The organism is Vibrio gazogenes (genome assembly GCF_023920225.1).
Lineage (GTDB): Bacteria > Pseudomonadota > Gammaproteobacteria > Enterobacterales > Vibrionaceae > Vibrio > Vibrio gazogenes.
In genome coordinates this window covers 23,541-47,730 of record NZ_CP092587.1, presented here as the reverse complement: position 1 = coordinate 47,730, position 24,190 = coordinate 23,541, and the positions used below count along the sequence as shown (strand labels likewise).

Sequence of the window (24,190 nt, the reverse complement as noted above, 5' to 3'; positions counted from 1 at the left end):
TCATCACGGATTTTAAGCGCACTGTCTTTTCAGTGGTAAACAAGAGATTATGTTATGAAAATCATCATTCTTGGAGCCGGTCAGGTAGGTGGCACACTGGCGGAAAACCTAGTTGGTGAAAACAACGATATTACGATTGTCGATAAGAGTAGTGACCGCCTGAGAGAACTTCAGGACAAATACGACCTTCGTGTTGTCAACGGACATGCCAGCCATCCGGGAGTTCTCAAAGAAGCTGGCGCTCAGGATGCCGATATGCTGGTGGCGGTGACAAACACCGATGAAACCAATATGGTTGCCTGTCAGGTCGCATTTACCTTGTTTAATACACCGAACCGTATCGCCCGAATTCGTTCTCCTGAATACCTTGCTGAAAAAGAAACACTCTTTCATTCCGGGGCAGTCCCGGTAGACCATTTGATTGCGCCGGAAGAACTGGTAACCAGTTATATCGAGCGCTTAGTCCACTATCCCGGTGCACTACAAGTGGTCAGCTTCGCCAATCAAAAAGTCAGCCTGGTCGCGGTAAAAGCGTATTATGGGGGTCCACTCGTTGGCAATGCACTCTCAGCACTGCGCGAACATATGCCGCATATCGAAACCCGCGTTGCAGCCATTTTCCGTCAAGGCAGACCCATTCGTCCTCAGGGAACAACGGTCATTGAAGCCGATGATGAAGTTTTCTTTGTCGCTGCCAGTAATCATATCCGTTCCGTCATGAGTGAACTACAGCGTCTGGAGAGACCTTACCGCAGAATCATGATCGTCGGGGGTGGTAACATCGGGGCAAGTCTCGCCAGACGTCTGGAGCATAGCTACAGTGTCAAACTGATAGAAAGAAGCTACCAGCGTGCTGAATATCTGTCGGAACAGTTGGAAAATACCATTGTGTTTTGTGGTGACGCTGCGGATCAAGAGCTGCTGGCTGAAGAAAACATCGATCAAGTGGATGTGTTCATTGCCCTGACCAATGAAGATGAAACCAATATTATGTCTGCCATGCTGGCAAAACGCTTAGGCGCCAAAAAAGTAATGGTTCTGATTCAGAGAAGCGCTTATGTAGACCTCGTGCAAGGTGGTGTCATTGATGTCGCTATATCGCCACAACAGGCAACTATTTCGGCGTTACTCACACACGTTCGCCGGGCTGATATCGTTAATGTCTCCTCCTTGCGCCGTGGCGCTGCGGAAGCCATTGAAGCGATTGCTCACGGTGATGAAACCACCTCAAAAGTTGTCGGCAAAGCGGTCGGGGATATCAAACTGCCTCCCGGTACGACTATCGGTGCGATTGTGCGAGGTGAAGAGGTCCTGATCGCCCATGACCGGACACTCATCGAACAAGATGACCATGTGGTTATGTTCTTGGTCAACAAGAAGTATGTTTCCGATGTGGAAGCGTTGTTCCAGCCCAGCCCATTTTTCCTGTAGTGATTGATGACCATGCTGAATCTGAAATCGATTCTATTTGTTCTGGGCTTGGTGCTCTCCAAACTCGCTTTGTTCATGTACGTTCCGACATTGGTGTCTTTTGTCAGCGGCACGGCCGGATTTCTGGACTTCGGACAGGCCGTCCTGATCACACATGTCGCAGCCTTTATTTTTCTGACCCTCGGGCGTACTGCAAATTTTAAGCTGAATGTCCGGGATATGTTTCTGATCACCAGTTTAGTCTGGACGGTCGCCAGTGCTTTTGCTGCACTCCCTTTCGTGTTTATCAATCACATTAGTTTTACGGACGCCTATTTTGAAACGATGTCCGGCATTACGACAACCGGCTCCACCGTCCTGAGCGGTCTGGATAACATGGCGCCCAGCATCTTACTCTGGCGCTCGATCTTACAATGGTTGGGTGGGGTCGGATTTATCGTGATGGCGGTAGCCATACTGCCGATGCTCAATGTCGGGGGAATGAAACTGTTCCAGACGGAGTCTTCTGACTGGTCCGATAAAAGTAGTCCCCGGGCCAAAACTGTCGCCAAAAACATCGTGATTGTTTACGTCATTCTGACGCTTTTATGCTGCATTGGCTATGTCATGACCGGCATGACCGTATTTGAGGCAATCAATCACTCTTTCACAACATTATCGACCGGAGGATACTCGACTTCTGATGGTTCGATGAATCACTTCTCGAAAGGCGCCCATTGGATTGCTACCGTTTTTATGTTCCTTGGCGGATTACCCTTCTTACTTTTTGTCTCAGCAATCCGTAAAAAAACACCGATCGAACTGTATAAAGATGCTCAGGTACGCGGTTTCTTCTATTTGTTTCTCGCAGCAAGCAGTATTGTGGCTGTGTGGCTCATCATCCATAACGGCTATCCCGTGATGGATGCCATCCGGGTTGCTATGTTTAATATTGTGTCTGTCGTGACGACAACGGGATACGGGCTGGATGACTTTACTGCTTGGGGAGCGCTGCCCAGCACATTATTTGCGTTTTTAATGATGGCCGGTGCCTGTTCCGGTTCGACGGCCGGTGGGATCAAAATATTCCGTTTTCAAATTGCCATCACGCTACTCAATCGACAGATGATGAAACTCATTCATCCTTCCGGGGTCTTTGTTCAGCGCTATAATAACCGCCCCGTCACGGATGACATTATTCGTTCCGTTGTCGCTTTTGCACTGACTTTTGGGATTACAATCATCATCATTGCTGCTGCGCTCAGTGCCATGGGATTGGATTCAACAACCAGCATTTCCGGCGCCATCACAGCCGTCTCAAACGTCGGTCCGGGGATGGGAGATATCATCGGCCCGACCGGTAACTTTGCGCCGCTTCCTGACATGGCTAAATGGATTCTGAGTTTTGGTATGTTAATGGGAAGGCTGGAAATTCTGACGATTCTGGTTCTGTTCTTTCCCGCATTCTGGCGGAGTTAACACCGACAAAAAGCATCACACACCAGCAGACATCACAATAGTCAGTGTCGTACGTCAGATACTTTTGACATCAAAGGTCTCAACACTCAGGACAACACATAATAATAAATAGAGAAGAAGTGACAAGCACAGCCACTGAGAACGAAACCATGCCAAATCGCATGATTATATGGGATCTTTTTCGTCACATAGAAAATCACCCCGAGCGTGTAGATAATTCCCCCGGCAGCCAGCAAAGTCAATCCGCCGATATTCAGGTGAATCGCCAACTGATAGACCACGATTAAAGACAGCCATCCCATGACGACATAGATCACTAAAGACAAACGTTTAAAGCGATGAATAAAGGCGATTTTTAAGACAATACCAACCAGCGCAATCAACCAGATCACGGTCATCAGTCCTATCGCTAAGGGGGTTCTCAAGCTCACCAGAAGGAAAGGGGTATAACTGCCGGCAATCAACAGATAAATCGCACAATGATCAAACGTTTTTAACCAGCGTTTGGCGCGCTGAAGCGGAATCGAATGATAAAGCGTCGACGCAAGAAACAATAGAATGATGCTGCCACCGTAGATCGTAACACTCGTGACCGTCAAAACATCATCGGTTCCTGATGTAGCTTTCACCAGTAGCATCACTAAACCGATGATGCCCAGAATCAAGCCGACACCATGTGTGACCGAATTCCATATCTCTTCTTTGGACGTATATTCTTGATTCAACGAGGTCATGTGAAACTCCTGAGCATCCATATCGTCGCTGAGTATGACACAATTCAACTTACATGTGTACGCTGAATTCTACGTGCTTTCCTCAAGGAAATCGAATACTCGCTCCGCCACCTGTTCAAGCGGTGTTTCGAGCGGAATCATCAGATGACGTTTCAACGCACCACTGCCAAGCAGATGAGACAACATGCCACTGACACCGCGCTGTTGTCGATCAATTTCAAACCATAATTCTAAGCCAGACTCTGAACGATAAGCGATGACTTCAACTTCACGCCAGCGGCCATGATAGGGCCCGGTTGTTGGCACAAACTCGAACTCCTGAACGAACGGCAGCTCGAATCCACTGACCGCTTCACATTCAACCTGACGAATTCGGAACCCCTGAGACTCGAAAGCACTAAATACGGCATCGAGTAATGGCTCCGGTCGTACGGTCACTTCATCTTTATCTGTCGGATCAGCGGCGAGCGCAATATCCAACCCGGTTTCCAACCAAACTTTTGCATCACCAATCGTAATAGGTGTATTCCAGGGAATATTGAATGTCACCAAAAAATCCCGAGTCTCTCCGGGGTGAATGGTGAATGCATATGGCAAACGCCATTGATCCAAAACACAGTGCCGGTGCACTCTTTGTGTCCGAGGGCTTCCCTGACGATCATCGCCAATCGGCTCTTCATCGATATAGCGACAACACAACCGTGCTTCAATATTATCAATATCCTGTGCTGTTGCTCCCCCATAGACATGGATCGTGACATTGGCCTGTTGTCCGGGTTGGAGCACCTCTTGTTGTAAAATAGAGTCAACTTTTGCTGACCCGATACCAAAACTTGCGAGGGTTTTCTTCAAAAAAGACATATCGACCTCCCCAGCCTTCTGCAATTAACGTTATCTCATCCGATCATGAGCTAAATGGGTCATTCATAGTAATACTGAACTTTGCCAGAACTCAATTCTTAGCATCAATAATTTAAATTTTATGACATTGTATGAACAAAAGGTTATCGATCAATTCATATGTAAATGCTATGCTTAGCCATGTGTACATAAATTGTACATACGAAATTCCTAGACAGCTATTCGGAACGGTTTGCACCAGATGAGCCCACCTTCAGCAGTGATGATGAAGTCTTGACTCAATAGCTAATCTAGGCCATTGAAATGGCAAGGGAAATGTCTGACCGTTAGGTATATATATGCGCCCAGCAGCAGTCAGGTTTTCGCACTCACATGGTAGTGCGTCACGTCGTCGAGCAAGCTTCGCAGCTTCTAGACCAAAAGTAAAAGTTGCACCTGTAATGACCCCGGCAGAGAAACGTGTTCATGAAGAACCGCAAACATCAACCGAAGTAAAAGCAGCATAAGCCAACCCAATGAAAGCGCAGTCAAACACTGCGCTTTTTTATTGCCTTTTCACGTTGGTTTCCTGCCTACAATTTGCTACTTTACCTATATAAGTCCATACAAACTTCATGGAGAAGCCGATGAAATGTCACCGTATCGAAGAGCTGATCGATCTGTTAGAACCGGAGTGGCAGAAAGATTCTGAGTTAAACCTGCTAACCTTTTTGGTCAAGCTCGCCAACGAAGCCGGTTATCAAGGCGACTTAGTCGATTTAAGTGACGATACCCTGATCTATCATCTGAAAATGCGCCATAGTGCCAAAGATGAGATGATTCCGGGCTTAAAAAAGGATCAGGAAGATGATTTTAAAACCGCTATTTTGAAAGCTCGCGGTATTATCGAATAACCACGCATGACCCCATTCGGGGTCTGCGATGACATCAATCCAACCTTTTATCGAACCGACAAACCATCCAGTATCATTCAATAGAATTGTGTCCGAACACTCATAAAATGTTTCATTCAATTTATTTTTAAATGAATCGAATAAACTAATAATCACATCAATAAAATATATAAAAAACATGTGAACTTGTTGATATATTAAATTATATAATGAATTTTCATAAGCATACTTTATATAGGGTTGTCTATCGAAAATGATCATCTCCAACCAGTAAATTTGACCAACAAATAAACAACCAGCAATGGTATGCTCTACTCACCTGAATACTTATATTAAAGAAGAGGAACGTCAGTGAGTGCGAAGGCTAAATTAATATCTTATATTGGCGGATTGTTTACTATCATTGTTACAATCATCTCAATTGTATGTTTTTATAATTTTCGCTCATCATCCAGCGAAAATTACACGGAGAAATTAACCAATCAATCGACATTAATTGCTCAAGTTCTCGAGCTCGAAACAAAAAGGATATTCCATATTCTTGATATTGTCGGAGATACCCTCCCCATTCAAGATGGCCGGATTATCGACGAAAAAAAATTGCTCTCTACGCTGAAGGAACTTCCAGACAAGATAGATCTCCTCAATGCTTATGTTGCACTACCTTCCGGCAAAACATTTTCAAGTAACACCAACGGTTTTATTCCTAATTTCAATGCCAAACAACGCCAGCGAGAATGGTTCATTCGCGGTATGAAAGGTGACGAAAATATTGTTACGACACCGTTTAAAAGTATAGAGGGTAGATCGGTTATTGCACTTGCCAACCCAATATATCGAAACGGAAAAGTAATTGGTGTACTATCGGCAAACTTCTCAATAGATACAGTGAATGCTTTTGTCGACAAGATATCAGAAAATAAACAAGTCTTTGTTAGTCGAACGGATGGATTTATTTTCTCATCAAAAAATAAAGATGAGATTGGCAAGAATATATTCACAATAAGACCCTCTTATGCACCGTATAAAAATAAAGAAAATAGTGTCCATTCTTATACCCATAATGGTAAAGAATATTACGTTACAGAAATAACCATTGATTCACTGAATTGGATGGTTTGGTCATGGGACACCTGGGATAATATTCTTCAACCATCAAAACATAATTTATATTTAACTATTGTATTAGCCATTGTGTTACTGAGCTTATCCCTAGGCATCGTCTATTGGTTGGTTATTCAATTGATGTATAAACCGATTGGCGGAGAGCCCCAACAGATATCTGATATCGTCGAACAAATTGCTCATGGCGATCTTTCTCACCAGCTAACAACACAAAAACATGCGACAGGTATCTATCGATCCGTTTTGCACATGGTGGCCAATCTTCGGCATATCATCACCAATATCAATGACTCGGCCACGAACATCGATCAAGTCTCTCAGACATTGTCTTCTTCAGCCCAGTATGTCAATCACAGCTCTCAATCCCAAATGAATCAGTTGGAGCAAACCTCAACAGCGATGAATGAAATGACCGTGACTGTCGATGAAGTCGCACAAAATGCTCTGAACGCCTCTTCAGCTGCGGAAGAAGCGGCTGAAAAATCGCAACAAGGATTAGACATCGTCCAAGAGATGAACCAAAACATCCGGATGTTGGCTCAAGGCATGGAACAAGTGGTCACAACCACGGCTCAATTGGAGAAAGAGACCATTGATATCGGGGGAATTCTTGATGTGATCAATACCATCTCGGAGCAGACTAACCTGCTGGCCTTAAATGCCGCGATTGAAGCTGCCCGGGCTGGTGAAAATGGTCGTGGATTTGCAGTTGTTGCAGACGAAGTCAGAGAACTTGCCGGCAGGACCCGAGAGAGCACCGAGCAAATTCAGATGGTCATTGAACGACTTCAGGGAGAGACCCAGAAAACGGTTCAGCTCATTGCATCGAATACTGAGGGGGCAAAACATGCCGAAGAACAATCATTACACGCAACAAACGCCTTAGAAACGATCCGCCAATCCGTGGCGGTGATTCAGGATATGAATAGCCAGATCGCGACAGCGGCAGAACAACAAACCCACGTTTCCGCGGAGATCAATGCCAGTATTGTCGAGATCAACGATCTGGCGAAGGCGACAGCAGAAACCTCAGACGACAATGCGGATAAAACCCACCAACTCACTGGGATAGCGGCCGATCTGTCGCAGTCTGTCAATGCGTTTCGCTTATCATAAGCCATTACGCCACTTACATGGAAAACCGATTCTCCCCGACAGGCTGGTAAGCACTGAGCCTGTTTGGGGATATCATGAATCAATGTTAGTCTTTCGTCACACATCACAGACCGATAAGCCAAGCTCTGATCATGACACAAGCAACCTTTCACTTCGATGCACTGACCCCAGACCTCATGTGGTATGCACTAGAGAGCATCGGTATCCGTGCCGAATCCGGATTCTTGCCGTTGAATAGCTACGAAAACCGGGTTTACCAATTTATCGATGAATCTCGTCAGCGCTATGTAGTGAAATTTTATCGCCCGGAACGATGGTCGGACGAACAAATTGAGGAAGAGCACCAATTTGCTCAAGAACTCACGGAATCAGACGTCCCGATTTCCGCACCGATCTGCCTGATGGACAAGACACTTCATCATTATCAAGGATATCGATTTGCACTGTTTCACAGTGAGGGGGGACGCCAGTTCGAAATTGACAATGCTGAACAGCTTGAGTGGGTCGGACGATTTATGGGACGTATTCATCAAGTCGGAACCAAACAACCCTTTACGCATCGTCCAACCGTCACACTAGACGAGTACCTCTATCGCCCCCAACAACTACTGGAACAATCAACGTTTATTCCATCCCATATCGAAAAGGCGTTTTTTTCCGATCTCTCTTTGCTGATTCATACGATAGCGCAGCTCTGGCCGCAACAAACGAGCAATATCCGTCTCCACGGAGACTGCCATCCGGGCAACATTCTCTGGCGTGATGGCCCGATATTTGTCGATTTGGATGATGCGCGTAATGGCCCGGCAATTCAGGATTTATGGATGCTGCTGCACGGCGATCGTGCTGATCGACTGACACAACTCGATACAATCCTTGAAGGTTACCAAGAATTTTGCGATTTTAACCCTTCCGAATTGAAACTAATTGAACCGTTGCGTGGTCTACGCATGGTACATTACATGGCATGGTTGGCAAAAAGATGGCAAGATCCTGCGTTTCCGGTCGCTTTCCCTTGGTTTAATGATCCCAAATATTGGGAGGGACAAGTGCTTGCACTGAAAGAACAAATTTCAGCACTGGAAGAGACACCACTTTCTTTTATGCCCCAATGGTAGCCCCAATACCCAACCTTGAAGAATCACTTCAATAAAATTCATTGCTGTGGCTTTGCATAAACATGTTTCACCAGCGTTGAATATATGCAGTAGGAAGGATTTGAAGTTAGGTGGGTATAATACAATAATCGAATCATATGGAGTTCATCATGAAAAAGCTTTTTGCTTTACTAACAACTTTACTCGTCAGTCTGTCTATTCACGCCGCTCAGTTTGAAGAAGGCAAATACTACAAAGTACTTGATCGACCGCATTCCGAGAACCCGAAAGTGATGGAGTTTTTCTCGTTCTACTGCCCACACTGTCATGAGTTTGAACCCATTGTTGAAAAACTGGCAGCGCAACTTCCGGCAGGGACTGAATTCCAGCGAGTTCATGTTTCATTCATGGGTGGCAACATGGCGCATTCGATGAGTAAAGCTTATGCAACGATGGTCTCTCTGAATGTAGAAGACAAAATGGTGCCGGTGATGTTTGATCGCATTCATAACAAACGACGCCCACCTCAGAACGACAAAGCTTTAAAACAAATCTTTACTGATGAAGGGATTGATGGCAAATCATTCGATAATGCATTTAACAGCTTTGCCGTAGATTCTATGGTTCGCCGTTTCGATGATACCTTTAACAACAGTGGCCTGACTGGGGTTCCTGCGGTTGTCGTCAACAATAAGTACCTTGTTCAGCCACCACACGATATTAAAATCGAACAATATTTCGAGCTGGTTGACTATTTGCTGAAAAAATAATCAATCCCAAAAACAACCTCAACGGAACAATTCAAAACAATCAGGGCGCCTTTGGGCGCCCTGATTCGTCGATATCGCATCGCTCATCCGGCATCATTGATAGATATCATCCAATAACGCATCTTTGTGCTCCCAAACATCTCCCAACCATTTCTGAAACTGCCGCTTATAAGGTTTGTCATTGAAATAATCACCGGAAACCCGCTCATCAATCGGCAAAACCCGAACCCGAACCACAATGCGCTGCATTTTACCCATCAACATATCTTTAAATGGCACGGCCTGGTTATCCGGATAAGCCAGCGTCACATCGATAATGTTCTCGAACTGCTCACCCATTGCCGCCAACGTATAAGCAATGCCTCCCGATTTCGGTGGCAACAGATGCCGATAGCTCGATTTGGTTGCGCGTTGTTTCTCCGCTGTAAAACGCGTCCCCTCAACATAATTGACCACGGTGGTCGGTGTATTCTTGAATTTCGCACAGGAGCGACGTGTCGTCGCCAGATCCTGACCGCGTTTTTCCGGATGGCGCAGCAGATATTCTCTTGAATAACGACGCATGAACGGCATATCCAGTGCCCAGCAACTCATTCCGATAAACGGGACATAAAGTAACTGTTGCTTTAAGAAAAACTTCGGCATTGGGATTCGATTTTTAAACACACTGCATAGTACGACGATATCCGTCCAGCTCATATGATTACTGATCATGAGATACCATCCCTGCCGATTTAAGTCATCGACACCCTGAATGTCCCATTCGACAGGGTTGGATAAGTGCAAAATACGCATATTTACCGTGGCCCACAACCACATAAACCAGTTGGCAAGCCGCGTCGCATAAGCTTTTAAAGCAGGCGTCGGCAACAACAATTTGATCAAGGCCGCTACACAGATCGCAACAGAACAAAAACCAGTATTCACCAACACCAAACAGGCGTTTACAACCAATAAAACGTAAGCCAGCATAAGATAGACGTCATTTCCGCTCAAAAATAAAATAGCGTGTGATTATACAAATTTAGTCATTGAATAACATGCTTCTCTTCGTCATGCCGATAGCGCCCAAATACCGTTCCACACTGCTTAAATCGTCGAATCAAGTGATCTGTTTTTCAACAAGAAAGACCGTTTTCAACCTAAATTCAGTATTTTAAACGGCTTGCATCGTCAACTGCTTCAATAATCGATCCATGGCTCGGTATCCCAGCGCTTCTGCCAGATGTGCCCGCTGGATATGTTCCTCTCCCGCCAAATCAGCAATAGTCCGGGCAACTTTAATAATGCGATGATAAGCACGAATAGACAGGCCTAGACTGTGCAATGCATTTTCCAGAAAGTCGGCATCAGATTTAGCCAATGGGCAGAACGTCTCAATTTCCCGGCTGGTCAGAAGAGAATTCGCTTTTCCTCGTAAACGGAGCATTAATTCACGCGCCCGCAGCACTCGCTCACGAACCACCTGAGTTGTTTCTCCCCGTCCCCCACCTTCGGCAAGCATGCCTTTCGGTAAAGCAGGGATCTCGATCGACAAGTCAAAGCGATCCAATAGCGGCCCTGATAATCGGCTCAGATAGCGAAGAATATGTTGCGGATTAATCCGGCTTTCCTGACCGTCATAATACCCTGTCGGGCTTGGATTTAACGCCCCGACTAACTGAAACCGCGCCGGGAAGCGCGTCTTCCCTTGCGCCCGGGAAATGACAATCTCCCCAGACTCCAAGGGTTCACGTAATGAATCGAGCACCCGACGCTCAAACTCCGGCATCTCATCGAGAAAGAGTAATCCGTTATGAGCCAGTGAAATTTCACCGGGACGCGGAATCGAACCGCCACCGACCAAAGCAGCCATAGAACTGGAATGATGCGGCGCTCGAAATGGCCGCTGTTTCCAGTTGTACTGATGAATATCCTGTTGCGTCAGTGAAGCAACCGCTGCAGTTTCCATCGCTTCTTCATTACTCATCTCAGGCAATAAGTCACATAGCCGCGAGGCCAGCATCGTTTTACCCGTTCCCGGAGGCCCGAGAAACAGCAAATTATGATGCCCGGCAGCGGCAATTTCTAAAGCACGCTTACCCTGTTGCTGGCCGATAATATCCTGCAAATCCCGCACAGACGCTGGTTGTTCAATCTGTGGCGGAGACTGATGTAATCCCAGCGACAAATCGCCGCATAAAGCCTGACAGACTTCTTGCAAGCTCCCGGCAGAATAATGTTGTTCTTGCCCGACTAAAGCCGCCTGATCACCATTTTCATGCGGCACCACCAAAGCACGATCAGCCAACCCGGCAGCCAAAGCTGCGGGTAAAACGCCTTTCACGGTTCGCAACTGACCGGATAACGCTAACTCCCCTAAAAACTCATAGTTTGCCAGATGATCCGACATGATTTGATCCGATGCTGCCAGAATACCCAAAGCAATAGGCAGGTCGAATCGGCCACCCTCTTTCGGTAAATCGGCCGGAGCCAGATTGACAGTGATGCGTTTGGGCGGAAATTCAAACCGAGAATGGATAATCGCACTACGAACCCGATCCCGTGATTCTTTGACGGTGGTTTCCGGTAAGCCCACCAGTGTAAATCCGGGCATCCCATTACTAATATGTACTTCAACTGTCACCAACGGTGCTTCTACACCAACACTCGCCCGACTATGAATGATTGCTAACCCCATATAATTCCCTTGTGATTGATTTATAAACATTCACGGTATCAATCAGTGATACGCAGAATGTACGAGGGTAGGTATAATGCAGGCGGAAAATAAAAGAATATGAAAAAAGAATGATATTTTCCTTGTCATGTAACAGAATTGTATGTTACACACTAGGTATGTCGAGATTTTCATCAATCTTGGAACATTAACTAAAAATAAGATTTCTATTCATGATGCATCTATTCGTCCGTTTACATTCTCTCATTAGCCTAATTCTAGTCGTGGTCATTATTGATTCCGCGCGGGGGCTACTGGACGAAAGATAGCAGCAAGATAAAAAAAACCCCCGCACTGAAAAGTCCGGGGGTTTTTTTTAGTCTGGACAATAATAAAACGTGCGCTGACTCAGTCGGCAAAGCGGTATAACGGGAGTCGCACATGAAGTGCTCACACAACACAACACGAAGCAATAAGAACGATGAATGTACGGGAGGGACACGATGAACGGAGCGCAACTCGTCGTAGCAGCCCTGAAGCAACAAGGTATCAAGACCATATTTGGTTATCCGGGTGGTGCGATCATGCCCATCTACGATGCCCTGTATGACGGTGGTGTCGAACATATTTTGTGTCGTCACGAACAAGGGGCGGCAATGGCAGCCATCGGGATGGCAAGATCAACACAAGAAGTTGCCGTATGCATGGCGACATCAGGTCCGGGAGCAACGAACCTCGTAACAGGGCTGGCAGATGCTTTCCTTGATTCCGTCCCGCTGGTTGCCATTACCGGACAGGTCGCCAGCTCTCATATCGGAACGGATGCATTTCAGGAGATGGATGTCATCGGCATGTCACTGTCTTGTACCAAACACAGTTATCTGGTGACCGATATCAATGATCTGGCACCGACATTGGCGGAGGCCTTTGAAGTTGCCAAAACGGGACGTCCCGGGCCAGTCATCGTTGATATCGCAAAAGACGTTCAACTGGCCCAATCCCCTGTCACGACACTCACCCCATGTATCCCCCCTGCCATGCCTCAAACCAATCCGGATGAACTCACGAAAGCACAAACGATGCTGAATGAAAGCCAACGGCCGGTTTTTTATGTCGGTGGCGGTGTTCAACTCGCTCATGCAACCGAAACGGTACGAGAGTTTTTACGACTCAACCCAATGCCTTCCGTCAGTACCCTCAAAGGATTAGGCTCGGTTGAACGCCACGACCCTCACTATCTGGGTATGTTAGGTATGCATGGGACGAAAGCGGCCAATTTAGTCGTTCAGGAATGTGACCTCCTCATCACGGTCGGCGCTCGTTTTGATGACCGGGTGACCGGTAAACTCGATACTTTCGCCCCACATGCAAAAGTGATTCATATTGATATCGATGCCGCTGAGTTCAATAAACTCCGACGTGCCAATGCGGCACTGCGGGGCGACATCAATACGATTCTGCCGCAACTGGAACTCTCACATGATATTAGTGGCTGGGTTCACCACAGTGAAAGCTTGCGGAGTGGATTCAAATGGCGTTATGACCATCCCGGTGAACTGATTTATGCACCGCTGCTACTGAAACAGTTGTCCGATATGATGCCTGACGACTCAGTTGTCTCGACAGACGTCGGTCAGCATCAAATGTGGGCAGCTCAGCACATTCAACCAAGAGCGCCGCAAAACTTTATTTCATCCGCGGGTCTTGGCACCATGGGATTTGGTTTACCGGCCGCGATGGGTGCAGCCGTGGCTCGTCCTAACAACCAATCTATTCTGATTACGGGTGACGGCTCGTTTATGATGAATATTCAGGAGTTGGGCACGTTAAAACGTCGCCAGATTCCGGTCAAAATCGTATTGTTGAACAACCAGCGTTTGGGAATGGTTCGTCAATGGCAATCTCTGTTTTTCGATGGTCGCCACAGTGAAACCATTCTGGACGACAACCCGGATTTCATCATGCTGGCACGCGCTTTCGATATTCCGGGCAAAACCATTACCAAGAAAGAAGAAGTTGAGCCGGCTTTACAAGAAATGCTGGCAAGCAAAACCGCTTATCTACTGCATGTAGCAATTGATGAAGAAGAAAATGTCTGGCCGCTGGTACCACCCGGTGCATCAAACAATGACATGCTGGAAAACACATAGGAGACACCAGAAATGGAAAGATATCTACTCGACATCAAAGCTGATGATAAGCCGGTTCTGCTAGAGCGGGTACTGCGTGTCATTCGTCACCGCGGATTCATCATCAAACAGGTTGCGGCAACCCAAAATCATGAAAGCAAAGTTGCCAGCGTCGAAATTATCGTCGACAGCGATCGGCCGATCACAACATTGACCAACCAAATCGAAAAATTATGGGATGTACGTACTGTTGAAGTCATTCAAATCAGCAATAACGAACTACCCAATAACAATTTACAACAAAAAATTTGTGCATAAGGAAGAAATAATAATGGCTACTAATACTGCGGATTTTATATGGTTTAACGGGGAAATGATGCCGTGGGCAAATGCTCAAGTACATGTCCTGACGCACGCGATGCACTATGGAACATCAGTCTTCGAAGGCGTTCGCTGCTATGACACCCCCAAAGGCCCGATCGTGTTCCGTCATCGGGAACACGCACAACGTTTAGTCAACTCTGCCAAAATTTATCGCTTCCCGATTCCATATTCTGTTGAAGAAATTATGGAAGCAACCCGAGAAACCTTACGCGCAAATCAACTCAACTCCGCTTATATCCGCCCATTAGCTTTTGTCGGTAATGTCGGTCTGGGCGTTTGCCCGCCAAACGATACCGAACTGGATATGATTATCGCAGCTTTCCCATGGGGTGCCTATCTTGGCGAAGAAGCATTGGAAAATGGCGTCGATGCGATGATCTCCAGTTGGAACCGTGCTGCACCGAATACTATCCCAACGGCTGCGAAAGCCGGGGGGAACTACCTTTCTTCACTACTGGTCGGTGGAGAAGCCCGTCGTCACGGTTATGACGAAGGGATCGCCCTGAGTGTTGACGGGTATTTGTCCGAAGGGGCCGGTGAAAATATTTTTGTGGTAAAAGACGGAGAAATCCTCACACCACCGACAACCAGCTCGATTCTTCCGGGGATTACGCGCGATACCATTATGATTTTGGCGAAAGATCTCGGCTATACCGTCCGCGAAGCCAATATCGCCCGTGAAGGGCTCTATCTGGCAGACGAAATTTTCATGACCGGAACCGCAGCTGAAATCGTACCGGTACGCAGTGTTGATCGCATCTGCGTTGGTTCAGGAAAACGCGGGCCGATCACCAAAGTGATTCAGGATGCCTTTTTCGGACTGTTCAATGGAACTACTGAAGATAAATGGGGTTGGTTAGATTACGTCAATCCTCAAAAGAATGCCTAACCCCAAAAGAATCAAGTAAAGGACAACACAATGCCGAAGTATCGTTCCGCAACAACAACACATGGTCGTAATATGGCAGGGGCACGCGCTTTATGGCGTGCTACCGGCGTCAAAGAAGATGATTTTGGGAAGCCAATCATTGCCGTGGTCAACTCATTCACCCAGTTTGTACCGGGCCATGTTCATCTGAAAGACTTAGGCCAGATGGTCGCTCGTGAAATTGAAGCCGCCGGTGGTATTGCCAAAGAATTTAACACCATTGCCGTCGATGATGGCATTGCGATGGGTCACGGCGGAATGCTCTATTCACTGCCTTCTCGTGAGCTGATTGCCGACTCTGTCGAATATATGGTCAATGCACACTGTGCCGACGCGATGGTCTGTATCTCCAACTGTGACAAAATCACTCCCGGAATGCTCATGGCCTCGCTACGCCTGAATATCCCTGTGATCTTTGTTTCCGGCGGCCCGATGGAAGCCGGTAAAACCAAACTTTCCGATCAGCTGATCAAACTCGATCTCGTAGATGCGATGATTCAAGGTGCCGATCCAAATGTATCTGACGAACAAAGTGAACAGGTTGAGCGTTCCGCCTGTCCGACATGCGGTTCTTGTTCCGGTATGTTTACGGCCAACTCGATGAACTGTCTGACTGAAGCTTTGGGGCTGTCGCAACCGGGCAACGGTTCTCTGCTCGCAACGCATGCGGATCGCAAAAAACTCTTCCTCACCGCAGGTCAACGCATCGTCGAGCTGGCAAAACGCTATTACGAACAAGATGATGCATCCGTTCTGCCGCGTAACATTGCCAATAAATCTGCATTTGAAAATGCCATGGCACTGGATATTGCCATGGGTGGTTCAACCAATACGGTACTGCACCTGCTTGCTGCAGCACAGGAAGGTGAAGTGGACTTCACCATGGACGATATTGACCGCATGTCACGTCGCGTGCCGCACTTATGTAAAGTGGCCCCGTCGACTCAGAAGTACCATATGGAAGACGTCCACCGTGCCGGTGGTGTCATGGGGATTCTCGGTGAACTCAACCGCGCCAAGCTCCTGAATACAGAGACCAGAACGGTACTCGGTATCAGCCTGCAAGAACAATTGGCGCAATATGACATCATGCAAACTGATTCTGCTGACGTGAAAGCATTCTACCGTGCCGGTCCTGCGGGTATCCGCACCACACAGGCTTTCTCACAAGATTGCTACTGGGAAACGCTGGACGATGATCGTCAAGACGGATGTATCCGTACCAGAGAACACGCGTTCAGCCAAGATGGTGGCCTTGCGGTATTGCAAGGCAATATCGCACTGGACGGCTGTATCGTCAAAACTGCAGGTGTCGATGAAAGCAACCTGAAATTCCGTGGTCCGGCGATTGTGTTTGAAAGTCAGGAAGATGCGGTTGAAGGTATTCTTGGCGGTCAAGTCAAAGCCGGTGAGGTGGTCGTCATCCGCTACGAAGGACCAAAAGGCGGTCCCGGAATGCAAGAAATGCTGTATCCGACGACATATCTGAAATCGATGGGACTGGGTAAATCGTGTGCCCTGCTGACCGACGGTCGCTTCTCTGGCGGCACATCCGGTTTGTCCATCGGTCACGCCTCTCCGGAAGCCGCCAATGGCGGTGCTATCGGGCTGATTAAAAACGGTGACATCATTGATATTGATATTCCCGGACGAGCCATTGAACTGGTCGTGTCAGCAGATGAACTGGAAAGCCGTCGTGCGAAACAAGATCAGCTCGGCTGGAAACCGGCCAATCGCCAGCGTGAAGTCTCTTTTGCGCTGAAAGCCTATGCCAGCATGGCAACCAGTGCTGACAAAGGTGCGGTGAGAGACAAATCAAAGCTAGGAGACTAGTCGATGACATTCACCAGCCAAACCGGCGCAGATTATCTGCGCCAAATTTTACGCGCCCCGGTCTACGATGTTGCGATGGTGACACCATTGCAAGACATGCCCCGGCTCGCAGCGAGACTCAATAACCGAGTCCAGCTCAAACGCGAAGATCGCCAACCAGTTCATTCGTTTAAACTGCGCGGTGCTTACAACATGATTGCACATCTGAGCGAAGCTCAAAAGCAAGCCGGCATTATTACAGCATCCGCCGGTAACCATGCTCAAGGATTGGCCTTATCCGGCACCAAGTTAGGTGTGAAATCAACGATCGTCATGCCGAAAACCACCCCGGATATCAAAGTTGATGCCGTTCGTGGATTTGGCGGTGCCGTGGTGTTATTCGGTAATAACTTCGATGAAGCGAAAGCAGAAGCCGAACGACTTGCCGCTGAGCATCATTATACGTTTGTGCCCCCTTTCGATCATCCATTGGTTATCGCCGGACAAGGCACGATTGGCATGGAAATGCTGCAACAGAACGGTCATCTGGATTATATCTTCGTGCCCGTCGGTGGCGGTGGTCTGGCGGCCGGTGTTGCCGTGCTGATCAAACAACTGATGCCTGAAATCAAAGTCATCGCCGTTGAACCGGAAGAATCCGGTTGTTTAAAAGCGGCGCTTGATGCCGGAGAACCGGTGGTTCTGGAACAAGTCAGCATGTTTGCAGACGGAGTCGCGGTAAAACGCATCGGCGATGAAACGTTCCGTTTGTGTCAGCAATATCTGGACGGTCATGTCTCTGTGTCCAGTGACGAAATCTGTGCCGCAGTGAAAGATATCTTTGAAGATACCCGTGCGATTGCCGAACCTTCCGGTGCTCTGGCTCTGGCCGGTTTGAAAAAGTACGCAGAACAGCACCAGTTGACTGGCAAACAGTTAGGAACCGTTCTCTCCGGTGCCAACACCAACTTTCACGGCTTACGCTATGTTTCAGAACGATGTGAACTGGGCGAAAAACGTGAAGGTTTGCTCGCTGTAACCATCCCTGAGCGCAAGGGTGCATTTTTCGAATTCTGCCAGATTATCGGTGGCCGGGCGGTCACAGAGTTTAACTATCGCTACAATGATGACTCACTGGCCAATATCTTCGTCGGGATTCGTCTCGCCGGTGGCCCGGAAGAACTCAACAGCATCATTCAGGATCTGCGTAAAGCTGGCTATCCGGTTATCGATTTATCCGATGACGAAATCGCCAAACTGCACATTCGTTACATGATTGGCGGAAAACCGTCGAAGCCACTCAAAGAGCGGTTATACGCATTCGAGTTTCCGGAATATCCCGGGGCACTGGTAAAATTCCTCAGTACGCTCGGAACACACTGGAATATCAGTCTCTTCAACTATCGCAATCATGGTGCCGACTACGGCCGAGTGCTTTGTGCATTTGAGCTCAATGACGACGATTTAGTCCGTTTCTCAGCACATCTCGTTGAATTGGGTTATCAGTACAAAGACGAAACCGACAATCCGACCTATCAGTTCTTTTTGTCTTAGTTTGGGAATCGTCTACTTCTCAGCCATCATGCCGGTCAATTCAATTGACTGGCATGATGATGGCTCGATAGATAACCAACGAATGCTGTGTTTCTGAGGTGCAGTCTCTCTGAAAGGCTATGTGTCTGAGGCGCTCGGCTTTGCCAGAGCTAATTCCGACACCGGATGGGCATAACCTTTGCTGAATGTCGCAACGTCGCAGCAATGGTAGTGGTTACAGGCAAAAAAAATCCCGCATTACTGCGGGGAAGCCCAAGAAAAATGGGATAGTGTCGGAAAGGTTGCATTGTGTTTAGAGTTACTTTTCAATCAATGCTTGGATGTATCGTATTGATGGACTTCCAGCCAAAGCCCGATCATTGCAGCAATCACTCCCCATGCCGGCATGAGTGAAGCTTGTTCCGACGCCGATGTTCTCATCACCAACACGCCAAAAGAGATAAATCCCGCCAGAGCATAGATAGTTAGTCTGTCGATTTCGTTCAGCATTCCTTGCTCCTCGACGTCATGTTGCAAACATGTTAAATAAATTAAAACAAAAAGTTTCATTTGCCAAGAGGTTATTGAATATTTTTTCTTCGGCAGTATGATTTGACATTCAAATGACTAACAAAGCCCCTGCCATGACCATTGATAAATCATTAGCCGACTACACATTAGAGGCAGAAGGATTACGGTGTCCCGAACCTGTCATGATGGTCAGAAAGACCATTCGTTCGATGAAAGACGGAGAGAAGTTACTGGTCATTGCCGATGACCCCTCGACAACCCGCGATATTCCCAGCTTCTGTCGGTTTATGGATCATCAGTTGTTAGAAGCTCAAATCGAGCAAGAACCGTATCAGTTTTTGATTCAGAAAGGACTTGAGTCGAGTTGATGTTACGCCGATAACTACCGATGAGCTAAAGCGTTTACTTCAGCAAACGCTCTTTCCAGATTTTCATGCGCGGCTTGATAGAAGGATGACTTTTCATCAATAGCTTGCTGCAAATAAGGAATAGCCTTATCGGGGTGACCCTGAATCATCAGAAAGTAGCCGACACGATTTAATGCCTGATAGCTTTCCATCTGCCGCATAAACACTTTCAGCGCTCGCTGGATTTTTCCCTGACTCAGATAAATGAGGCCCAGATTGTTCTGCGCTCTGCTGTTATCGGGATCAAGCGCCAATGCAGCAAGCGTGGCACGCTTGGCCTCGAGATCGTCACCGCTCATGTAATAGGAATAACCGATGTTGAGCAGTAATTTGCTCGATTGAGGGTAGATATGCAGCACCTTTTTATAAAGTGCCTGAGCAATGCCATGCTGAGAATCCACATCATAAATAATCCCCAGCCCCATGTAAGCATCGATGGGAGAATGTTGATCCATTTCTAAGGCATCGACAGTGTCGATCCGGTTTATCGACGGCGATAGCATCACGTGGTGATGCAAACGCATCTGATCTGCATTAATGGCGCGAATAAAGAAACGTTTTCCGACATCAAACGCCCCTTTTTTACTGTAATTCACTCCCAACTGCTGCAATACGTCGATATTGTACGGATTGTCTTGCAACGCCATCTGATAAGCTTTCTCGGATAACCTATCGCGCTGATGCAACTGATGAATTCGCCCAATTTTATAAAGTGTTTCATCCCGCTGCTGTCCCGCTGGCAATGACAACGCACGAATATACTCAAACAGCGCTAAATCATCCTGCTGCGCATGCATCGCAGTATCGCCACGAGCAATCGCTTCTTGCTCAGTTTTCGGTGTACCATTCACGGCCAGATTGCTCACAGGACGACCATCATACAATTGCGCCATCATTGAACCCCGCCTCTGCTGAGCACAACCTGTAAGCAAACCAATCATCAAGGTCACTGCAATGCAAACCGATTGTATCTTCATGATTGATTCCTCTCCATATTCGAGTGAGACAATAAGAAGCTTAGGTGAGAAATCACAAAATATCTTGTAACCCAAAATACAAATGTGAAAGCCGAATCATAAAGATGGAACGCTCAAAGTGTTATATCGAAGATCAAGGGTTTATCTGGCGGGGGCTCTGGCTTCATCACAGCGCAACCTGATTGCTGATGACGAAATAAGCTTATTACAAATAAATTCGGATGAAAGGTAAAAAAGGTCGCGATATAAACAAATGTTGCCCACCAAAGGTGAGCAACATGACCATCAAAGCATTGTCGGACTGGCACATCAGGTGCCTGTCCATCAGACAATTAAGCTTCGATTGGCTTACGCCAGTCGTCAGCACCTGAAGTACCCGCGTTAACGTGGTCCCAAGTGATCTTACGGTAAGACATTGATACAGTCAGGTTTTGAGTGAAATCAGCGTCTGCTGGGTTTTGGCAATGCGGCATTGCACACTCGATATTAACGATCGTTGCGTTTTCAAGTGTTGTGGTGAAGAAGTTTTCTTGTTTACCTTCGATTGAAGTGCGGTACCACTTCAAAGTAACAGAAGACATTTTTTCACCTGAAGCCAATGCGTTATACAGCAGAGGAACAGCTTTGTTCAGGTTTACAGTGAATTGGAAAGGCTTGTGAACACGTTGACCAGCAGGCTGACCAGACTGAGGATCAGTCGGAACAGTCACAACGTGGTCGAACTGTTGAACCATCATTTCATCTTCGTGACCTTCAACAAAAGAGTCACCGATAGAATCAGCAGTACAAGCGCCTGACGTGATTAGCCCCTGAGTTTCACCTTCGATAGAGATATAACATGGAGTTGGCATTCTGAAATTCCTTCAATTATCTATAATAAGTTCATGTTTTTAATACACATAGAACCTTTAGGCTCTTGTACTGTAAGAGCAAGGGGTGTGCCAACTTGCATATATTAATAAAATCAGATGGTTATAAGGACATAAATATAGATACGAGCAAGATCTTGCCCAGAGGCGAGCAAGAAGTTGCCCGGTGAGCAAAAACTTGCCCGAAAGAAGTGGAACAAGTATCACAGAAGTGTTTTATGTCGAATGCAACGAAACGTCAAAGCTCCTTCTCATCCTGATAATGATGTTGCAGTTTTTCCATCTGCTTTTTCAGAGAACGTACTTCCTGATGCAGCGGCACAATATGAAAAATATGGATCCAAGACTCGACGATCAGCCCCATCAAGATGAGTGCGCCGACAACCATCGGTAACCACATATCAGTTAATACCATACCCAATACAGTCAGAATAAAGCCAAATCCATACAAGTAGAATTGGCTTTTCAAGCTCATGCCAGTGTAACGAACTAACATACGCCACTCCCTTTATTGACGATCCTAGCATCACAGTAGCATGAGAATCATGAAGCATGTATGTCAGATATCACGCTTGTCACCGATATTGTTCACTGATGACTCGACTCAATATAAAACCGCCACGCCAGCCAAACCGACAAACAGAACCGCGGTGATTTTCCGAATCAAGCCCAGCGGTAATCGATCGGCTGAAAGCTTGCCGATCAACACAACCGGCACATTGGCAATCATCATCCCAATGGTCGTTCCCAAAACCACCCAGAGCAAACCATCGGCAAATTGAGCCCCTAACACAGAAGTTGCGATCTGTGTTTTATCCCCGATCTCCGCAACGAAAAATGCAATAAAGCTGGCAACAAACGGCCCCCGGCTCGAACAGGCACCATCATCATCCATTTTATCGGGGATCAAGACCCAGCCCGCCATCGCTAAAAAGCTGACAAAAATCACCCATTTCAAAATATCCGGAGAGAGGTATTCAGCAACGACGACGCCCAACCAGGCCGCAAGGGCGTGATTCACCAGAGTTGCAAGGAAGATGGCACTGATAATCGGCAACGGCTTGCGATAGCAGCTTGCCAACATTAATGAAAGGAGTTGTGTCTTATCGCCGATCTCTGCCAGCGTTACAGTTGTAATTGATATAGCTAAAATATTCACGACATGCTCTCGGGGCAGGACGATGAACCATAGACAAACATCGCACCCTACCCCTAGTACTGCGATATTTGTCTAAGGTCTTGCTAAACTCGTATGAGTCTCGAACGCCACGGTGATGGGCACCAATGATGTTGACGAACGAACCGGTGACATTGCCGCAGAACAATCCAATTCCGGGCCAATGGCGTGGTAAGCTACTCCCCAAAGACGCTGCGATTTTAACGGGCTTATGTACGGAAAACAAGCATCGTATCGGTTTTATATCGTGAAAAGAACAATGCACAACAATTAAACAAGATTGCCCCTACTCGATAGGTCAATATATCGGTATAATTCAACGTTATTTTTCATGATTCAAACAACTCGCGCGAACCCGACTATGCAAACAAACTATGATATCAAAACCTTTCAGGGGATGATCCTCGCGCTGCAGGATTATTGGGCCCGTCAAGGATGTACGATTGTTCAACCTTTAGATATGGAAGTGGGGGCAGGGACATCTCACCCGATGACCTGCCTGCGTGCCATTGGCCCAGAGCCAATTGCGACAGCCTATGTGCAGCCTTCCCGCCGTCCGACTGACGGCCGCTACGGTGAAAACCCGAACCGTCTGCAACACTATTACCAGTTTCAGGTGATGATCAAACCGTCACCGGATAATATTCAAGAACTTTACCTCGGATCGCTGAAAGCGCTGGGGATTGATCCGCAAGTTCACGACATTCGCTTCGTCGAAGATAACTGGGAAAACCCGACTTTGGGTGCCTGGGGACTGGGCTGGGAAGTTTGGCTGAACGGTATGGAAGTGACCCAGTTTACTTATTTCCAACAAGTGGGTGGTTTGGAGTGTAAACCAGTCACCGGTGAAATCACTTACGGTATCGAACGTCTGGCAATGTACATACAGGGCGTCGATTCCGTTTATGATCTTATCTGGACGGACGGCCCGCTGGGTAAAGTCACCTACGGTGACATTTATCACCAAAATGAAGTCGAGCAGTCTACCTATAACTTTGAACATGCAGATGTGGACTTCCTGTTCACCTTCTTCGATCAATGTGAAAAAGAGTGTCAGCATCTGCTGGACCTAGAAACGCCACTCCCGTTACCTGCTTATGAACGCATTTTAAAAGCAGGACATGCATTTAACCTGCTCGATGCACGCAAAGCGATTTCTGTGACAGAACGTCAGCGCTACATTTTACGCATCCGTAATTTGACCAAAGCCGTCGCAGAAGCTTATTACGCATCTCGTGAAGCGTTGGGCTTCCCAATGTGCAAAAAGCAAGACCAACAGGCATAAGGGGAGAGAAAAGC

The 24,190-nt window shown here is 47.1% G+C and carries 23 protein-coding genes; 14 read left to right on the top strand and 9 right to left on the bottom strand.

Features of this window, described 5'->3' with window-relative positions:
- Positions 1 to 54 precede the first annotated feature (54 nt).
- Together trkA and MKS89_RS00195 are read left to right on the top strand one after the other, a co-directional pair.
- Positions 55 to 1,431, top strand: coding sequence for a Trk system potassium transporter TrkA (gene trkA, locus MKS89_RS00200; RefSeq protein ID WP_072963452.1), 1,377 nt, complete (start codon positions 55 to 57; stop codon positions 1,429 to 1,431).
- A gap of 12 nt (positions 1,432 to 1,443) precedes the next feature.
- Positions 1,444 to 2,889, top strand: a complete 1,446-nt coding sequence (locus MKS89_RS00195; RefSeq protein WP_072963449.1) for a TrkH family potassium uptake protein — start codon at positions 1,444 to 1,446, stop codon at positions 2,887 to 2,889.
- A gap of 86 nt (positions 2,890 to 2,975) precedes the next feature.
- Here MKS89_RS00195 and trhA read toward each other — a convergent pair whose 3' ends face one another.
- Both trhA and MKS89_RS00185 read right to left on the bottom strand, forming a co-directional pair.
- Positions 2,976 to 3,623: a PAQR family membrane homeostasis protein TrhA gene (gene trhA, locus MKS89_RS00190; protein WP_072963447.1), complete on the bottom strand. Its 648-nt coding sequence runs from the start codon at positions 3,621 to 3,623 to the stop codon at positions 2,976 to 2,978.
- Between the two features lie 69 nt (positions 3,624 to 3,692).
- Positions 3,693 to 4,484: a sporulation protein gene (locus MKS89_RS00185; RefSeq protein ID WP_072963445.1), complete on the bottom strand. Its 792-nt coding sequence runs from the start codon at positions 4,482 to 4,484 to the stop codon at positions 3,693 to 3,695.
- Between the two features lie 626 nt (positions 4,485 to 5,110).
- Here MKS89_RS00185 and MKS89_RS00180 point away from each other — a divergent pair.
- From MKS89_RS00180 to MKS89_RS00165, 4 genes are all read left to right on the top strand, one after another.
- On the top strand, positions 5,111 to 5,377 hold the full coding sequence (locus MKS89_RS00180; protein ID WP_072963442.1) for a YihD family protein: 267 nt from the start codon (positions 5,111 to 5,113) through the stop codon (positions 5,375 to 5,377).
- Positions 5,378 to 5,728: 351 nt separating this feature from the next.
- On the top strand, positions 5,729 to 7,618 hold the full coding sequence (locus MKS89_RS00175) for a methyl-accepting chemotaxis protein (protein WP_072963440.1): 1,890 nt from the start codon (positions 5,729 to 5,731) through the stop codon (positions 7,616 to 7,618).
- 131 nt (positions 7,619 to 7,749) lie between these two features.
- Positions 7,750 to 8,736, top strand: a complete 987-nt coding sequence (locus MKS89_RS00170; protein ID WP_072963437.1) for a serine/threonine protein kinase — start codon at positions 7,750 to 7,752, stop codon at positions 8,734 to 8,736.
- 149 nt (positions 8,737 to 8,885) lie between these two features.
- Positions 8,886 to 9,485, top strand: coding sequence for a thiol:disulfide interchange protein DsbA/DsbL (locus MKS89_RS00165; RefSeq protein ID WP_072963435.1), 600 nt, complete (start codon positions 8,886 to 8,888; stop codon positions 9,483 to 9,485).
- 93 nt (positions 9,486 to 9,578) lie between these two features.
- Here the strand turns inward: MKS89_RS00165 and yihG are convergent, their stop codons facing one another.
- Positions 9,579 to 10,457, bottom strand: a complete 879-nt coding sequence (gene yihG, locus MKS89_RS00160; RefSeq protein WP_072963433.1) for a 1-acylglycerol-3-phosphate O-acyltransferase, YihG family — start codon at positions 10,455 to 10,457, stop codon at positions 9,579 to 9,581.
- Between the two features lie 184 nt (positions 10,458 to 10,641).
- Positions 10,642 to 12,165 (bottom strand): YifB family Mg chelatase-like AAA ATPase, encoded by a 1,524-nt coding sequence (locus tag MKS89_RS00155; protein ID WP_072963430.1) that lies wholly within the window; start codon positions 12,163 to 12,165, stop codon positions 10,642 to 10,644.
- A gap of 482 nt (positions 12,166 to 12,647) precedes the next feature.
- Between MKS89_RS00155 and ilvG the strand changes: the two genes are divergently transcribed.
- Genes ilvG through ilvA form a run of 5 tightly spaced genes read left to right on the top strand, consistent with a single transcriptional unit; the run spans position 12,648 to position 18,951 of the window.
- Positions 12,648 to 14,294, top strand: coding sequence for an acetolactate synthase 2 catalytic subunit (gene ilvG / locus MKS89_RS00150; protein WP_072963427.1), 1,647 nt, complete (start codon positions 12,648 to 12,650; stop codon positions 14,292 to 14,294).
- Between the two features lie 12 nt (positions 14,295 to 14,306).
- Positions 14,307 to 14,591 carry an acetolactate synthase 2 small subunit gene (gene ilvM / locus MKS89_RS00145; protein WP_021021460.1) on the top strand — a complete coding sequence of 95 codons (285 nt, stop codon included), beginning with the start codon at positions 14,307 to 14,309 and terminating at the stop codon, positions 14,589 to 14,591.
- Positions 14,592 to 14,604: 13 nt separating this feature from the next.
- Complete coding sequence (locus MKS89_RS00140) at positions 14,605 to 15,546, top strand: branched-chain amino acid transaminase (protein ID WP_072963424.1); 942 nt, start codon at positions 14,605 to 14,607, stop codon at positions 15,544 to 15,546.
- A gap of 30 nt (positions 15,547 to 15,576) precedes the next feature.
- A complete protein-coding gene (ilvD, locus tag MKS89_RS00135; protein ID WP_072963422.1) occupies positions 15,577 to 17,418 on the top strand; it encodes a dihydroxy-acid dehydratase in 1,842 nt (613 codons plus the stop codon).
- Between the two features lie 3 nt (positions 17,419 to 17,421).
- Positions 17,422 to 18,951 (top strand): threonine ammonia-lyase, biosynthetic, encoded by a 1,530-nt coding sequence (gene ilvA / locus MKS89_RS00130; RefSeq protein ID WP_072963419.1) that lies wholly within the window; start codon positions 17,422 to 17,424, stop codon positions 18,949 to 18,951.
- A gap of 309 nt (positions 18,952 to 19,260) precedes the next feature.
- On the opposite strand, the gene MKS89_RS00125 is transcribed toward ilvA, so the two are convergent.
- A complete protein-coding gene (locus MKS89_RS00125) occupies positions 19,261 to 19,440 on the bottom strand; it encodes a hypothetical protein (RefSeq protein ID WP_072963416.1) in 180 nt (59 codons plus the stop codon).
- Between the two features lie 134 nt (positions 19,441 to 19,574).
- Here MKS89_RS00125 and tusA point away from each other — a divergent pair, with 134 nt between their 5' ends.
- Positions 19,575 to 19,829, top strand: a complete 255-nt coding sequence (tusA, locus tag MKS89_RS00120) for a sulfurtransferase TusA (protein ID WP_072963482.1) — start codon at positions 19,575 to 19,577, stop codon at positions 19,827 to 19,829.
- 14 nt (positions 19,830 to 19,843) lie between these two features.
- On the opposite strand, the gene MKS89_RS00115 is transcribed toward tusA, so the two are convergent.
- The 4 genes from MKS89_RS00115 to MKS89_RS00100 all read right to left on the bottom strand — a co-directional run bounded on the left by MKS89_RS00115 (position 19,844) and on the right by MKS89_RS00100 (position 22,873).
- Positions 19,844 to 20,845 (bottom strand): tetratricopeptide repeat protein, encoded by a 1,002-nt coding sequence (locus MKS89_RS00115; RefSeq protein ID WP_072963414.1) that lies wholly within the window; start codon positions 20,843 to 20,845, stop codon positions 19,844 to 19,846.
- A gap of 332 nt (positions 20,846 to 21,177) precedes the next feature.
- On the bottom strand, positions 21,178 to 21,696 hold the full coding sequence (locus tag MKS89_RS00110) for an Hcp family type VI secretion system effector (RefSeq protein WP_077316181.1): 519 nt from the start codon (positions 21,694 to 21,696) through the stop codon (positions 21,178 to 21,180).
- A 256-nt stretch (positions 21,697 to 21,952) separates the two neighbouring features.
- Positions 21,953 to 22,210, bottom strand: a complete 258-nt coding sequence (locus tag MKS89_RS00105; protein ID WP_072963020.1) for a hypothetical protein — start codon at positions 22,208 to 22,210, stop codon at positions 21,953 to 21,955.
- A 108-nt stretch (positions 22,211 to 22,318) separates the two neighbouring features.
- A complete protein-coding gene (locus MKS89_RS00100) occupies positions 22,319 to 22,873 on the bottom strand; it encodes a TMEM165/GDT1 family protein (RefSeq protein ID WP_072963022.1) in 555 nt (184 codons plus the stop codon).
- A gap of 125 nt (positions 22,874 to 22,998) precedes the next feature.
- Here MKS89_RS00100 and MKS89_RS00095 point away from each other — a divergent pair, with 125 nt between their 5' ends.
- Positions 22,999 to 23,142 (top strand): hypothetical protein, encoded by a 144-nt coding sequence (locus MKS89_RS00095; RefSeq protein WP_159439559.1) that lies wholly within the window; start codon positions 22,999 to 23,001, stop codon positions 23,140 to 23,142.
- 110 nt (positions 23,143 to 23,252) lie between these two features.
- The gene (gene glyQ / locus MKS89_RS00090; protein WP_072963025.1) at positions 23,253 to 24,176 is read left to right on the top strand and encodes a glycine--tRNA ligase subunit alpha; all 924 of its coding nucleotides are present in this window, start codon (positions 23,253 to 23,255) and stop codon (positions 24,174 to 24,176) included.
- The last annotated feature ends 14 nt before the right edge of the window (positions 24,177 to 24,190 follow it).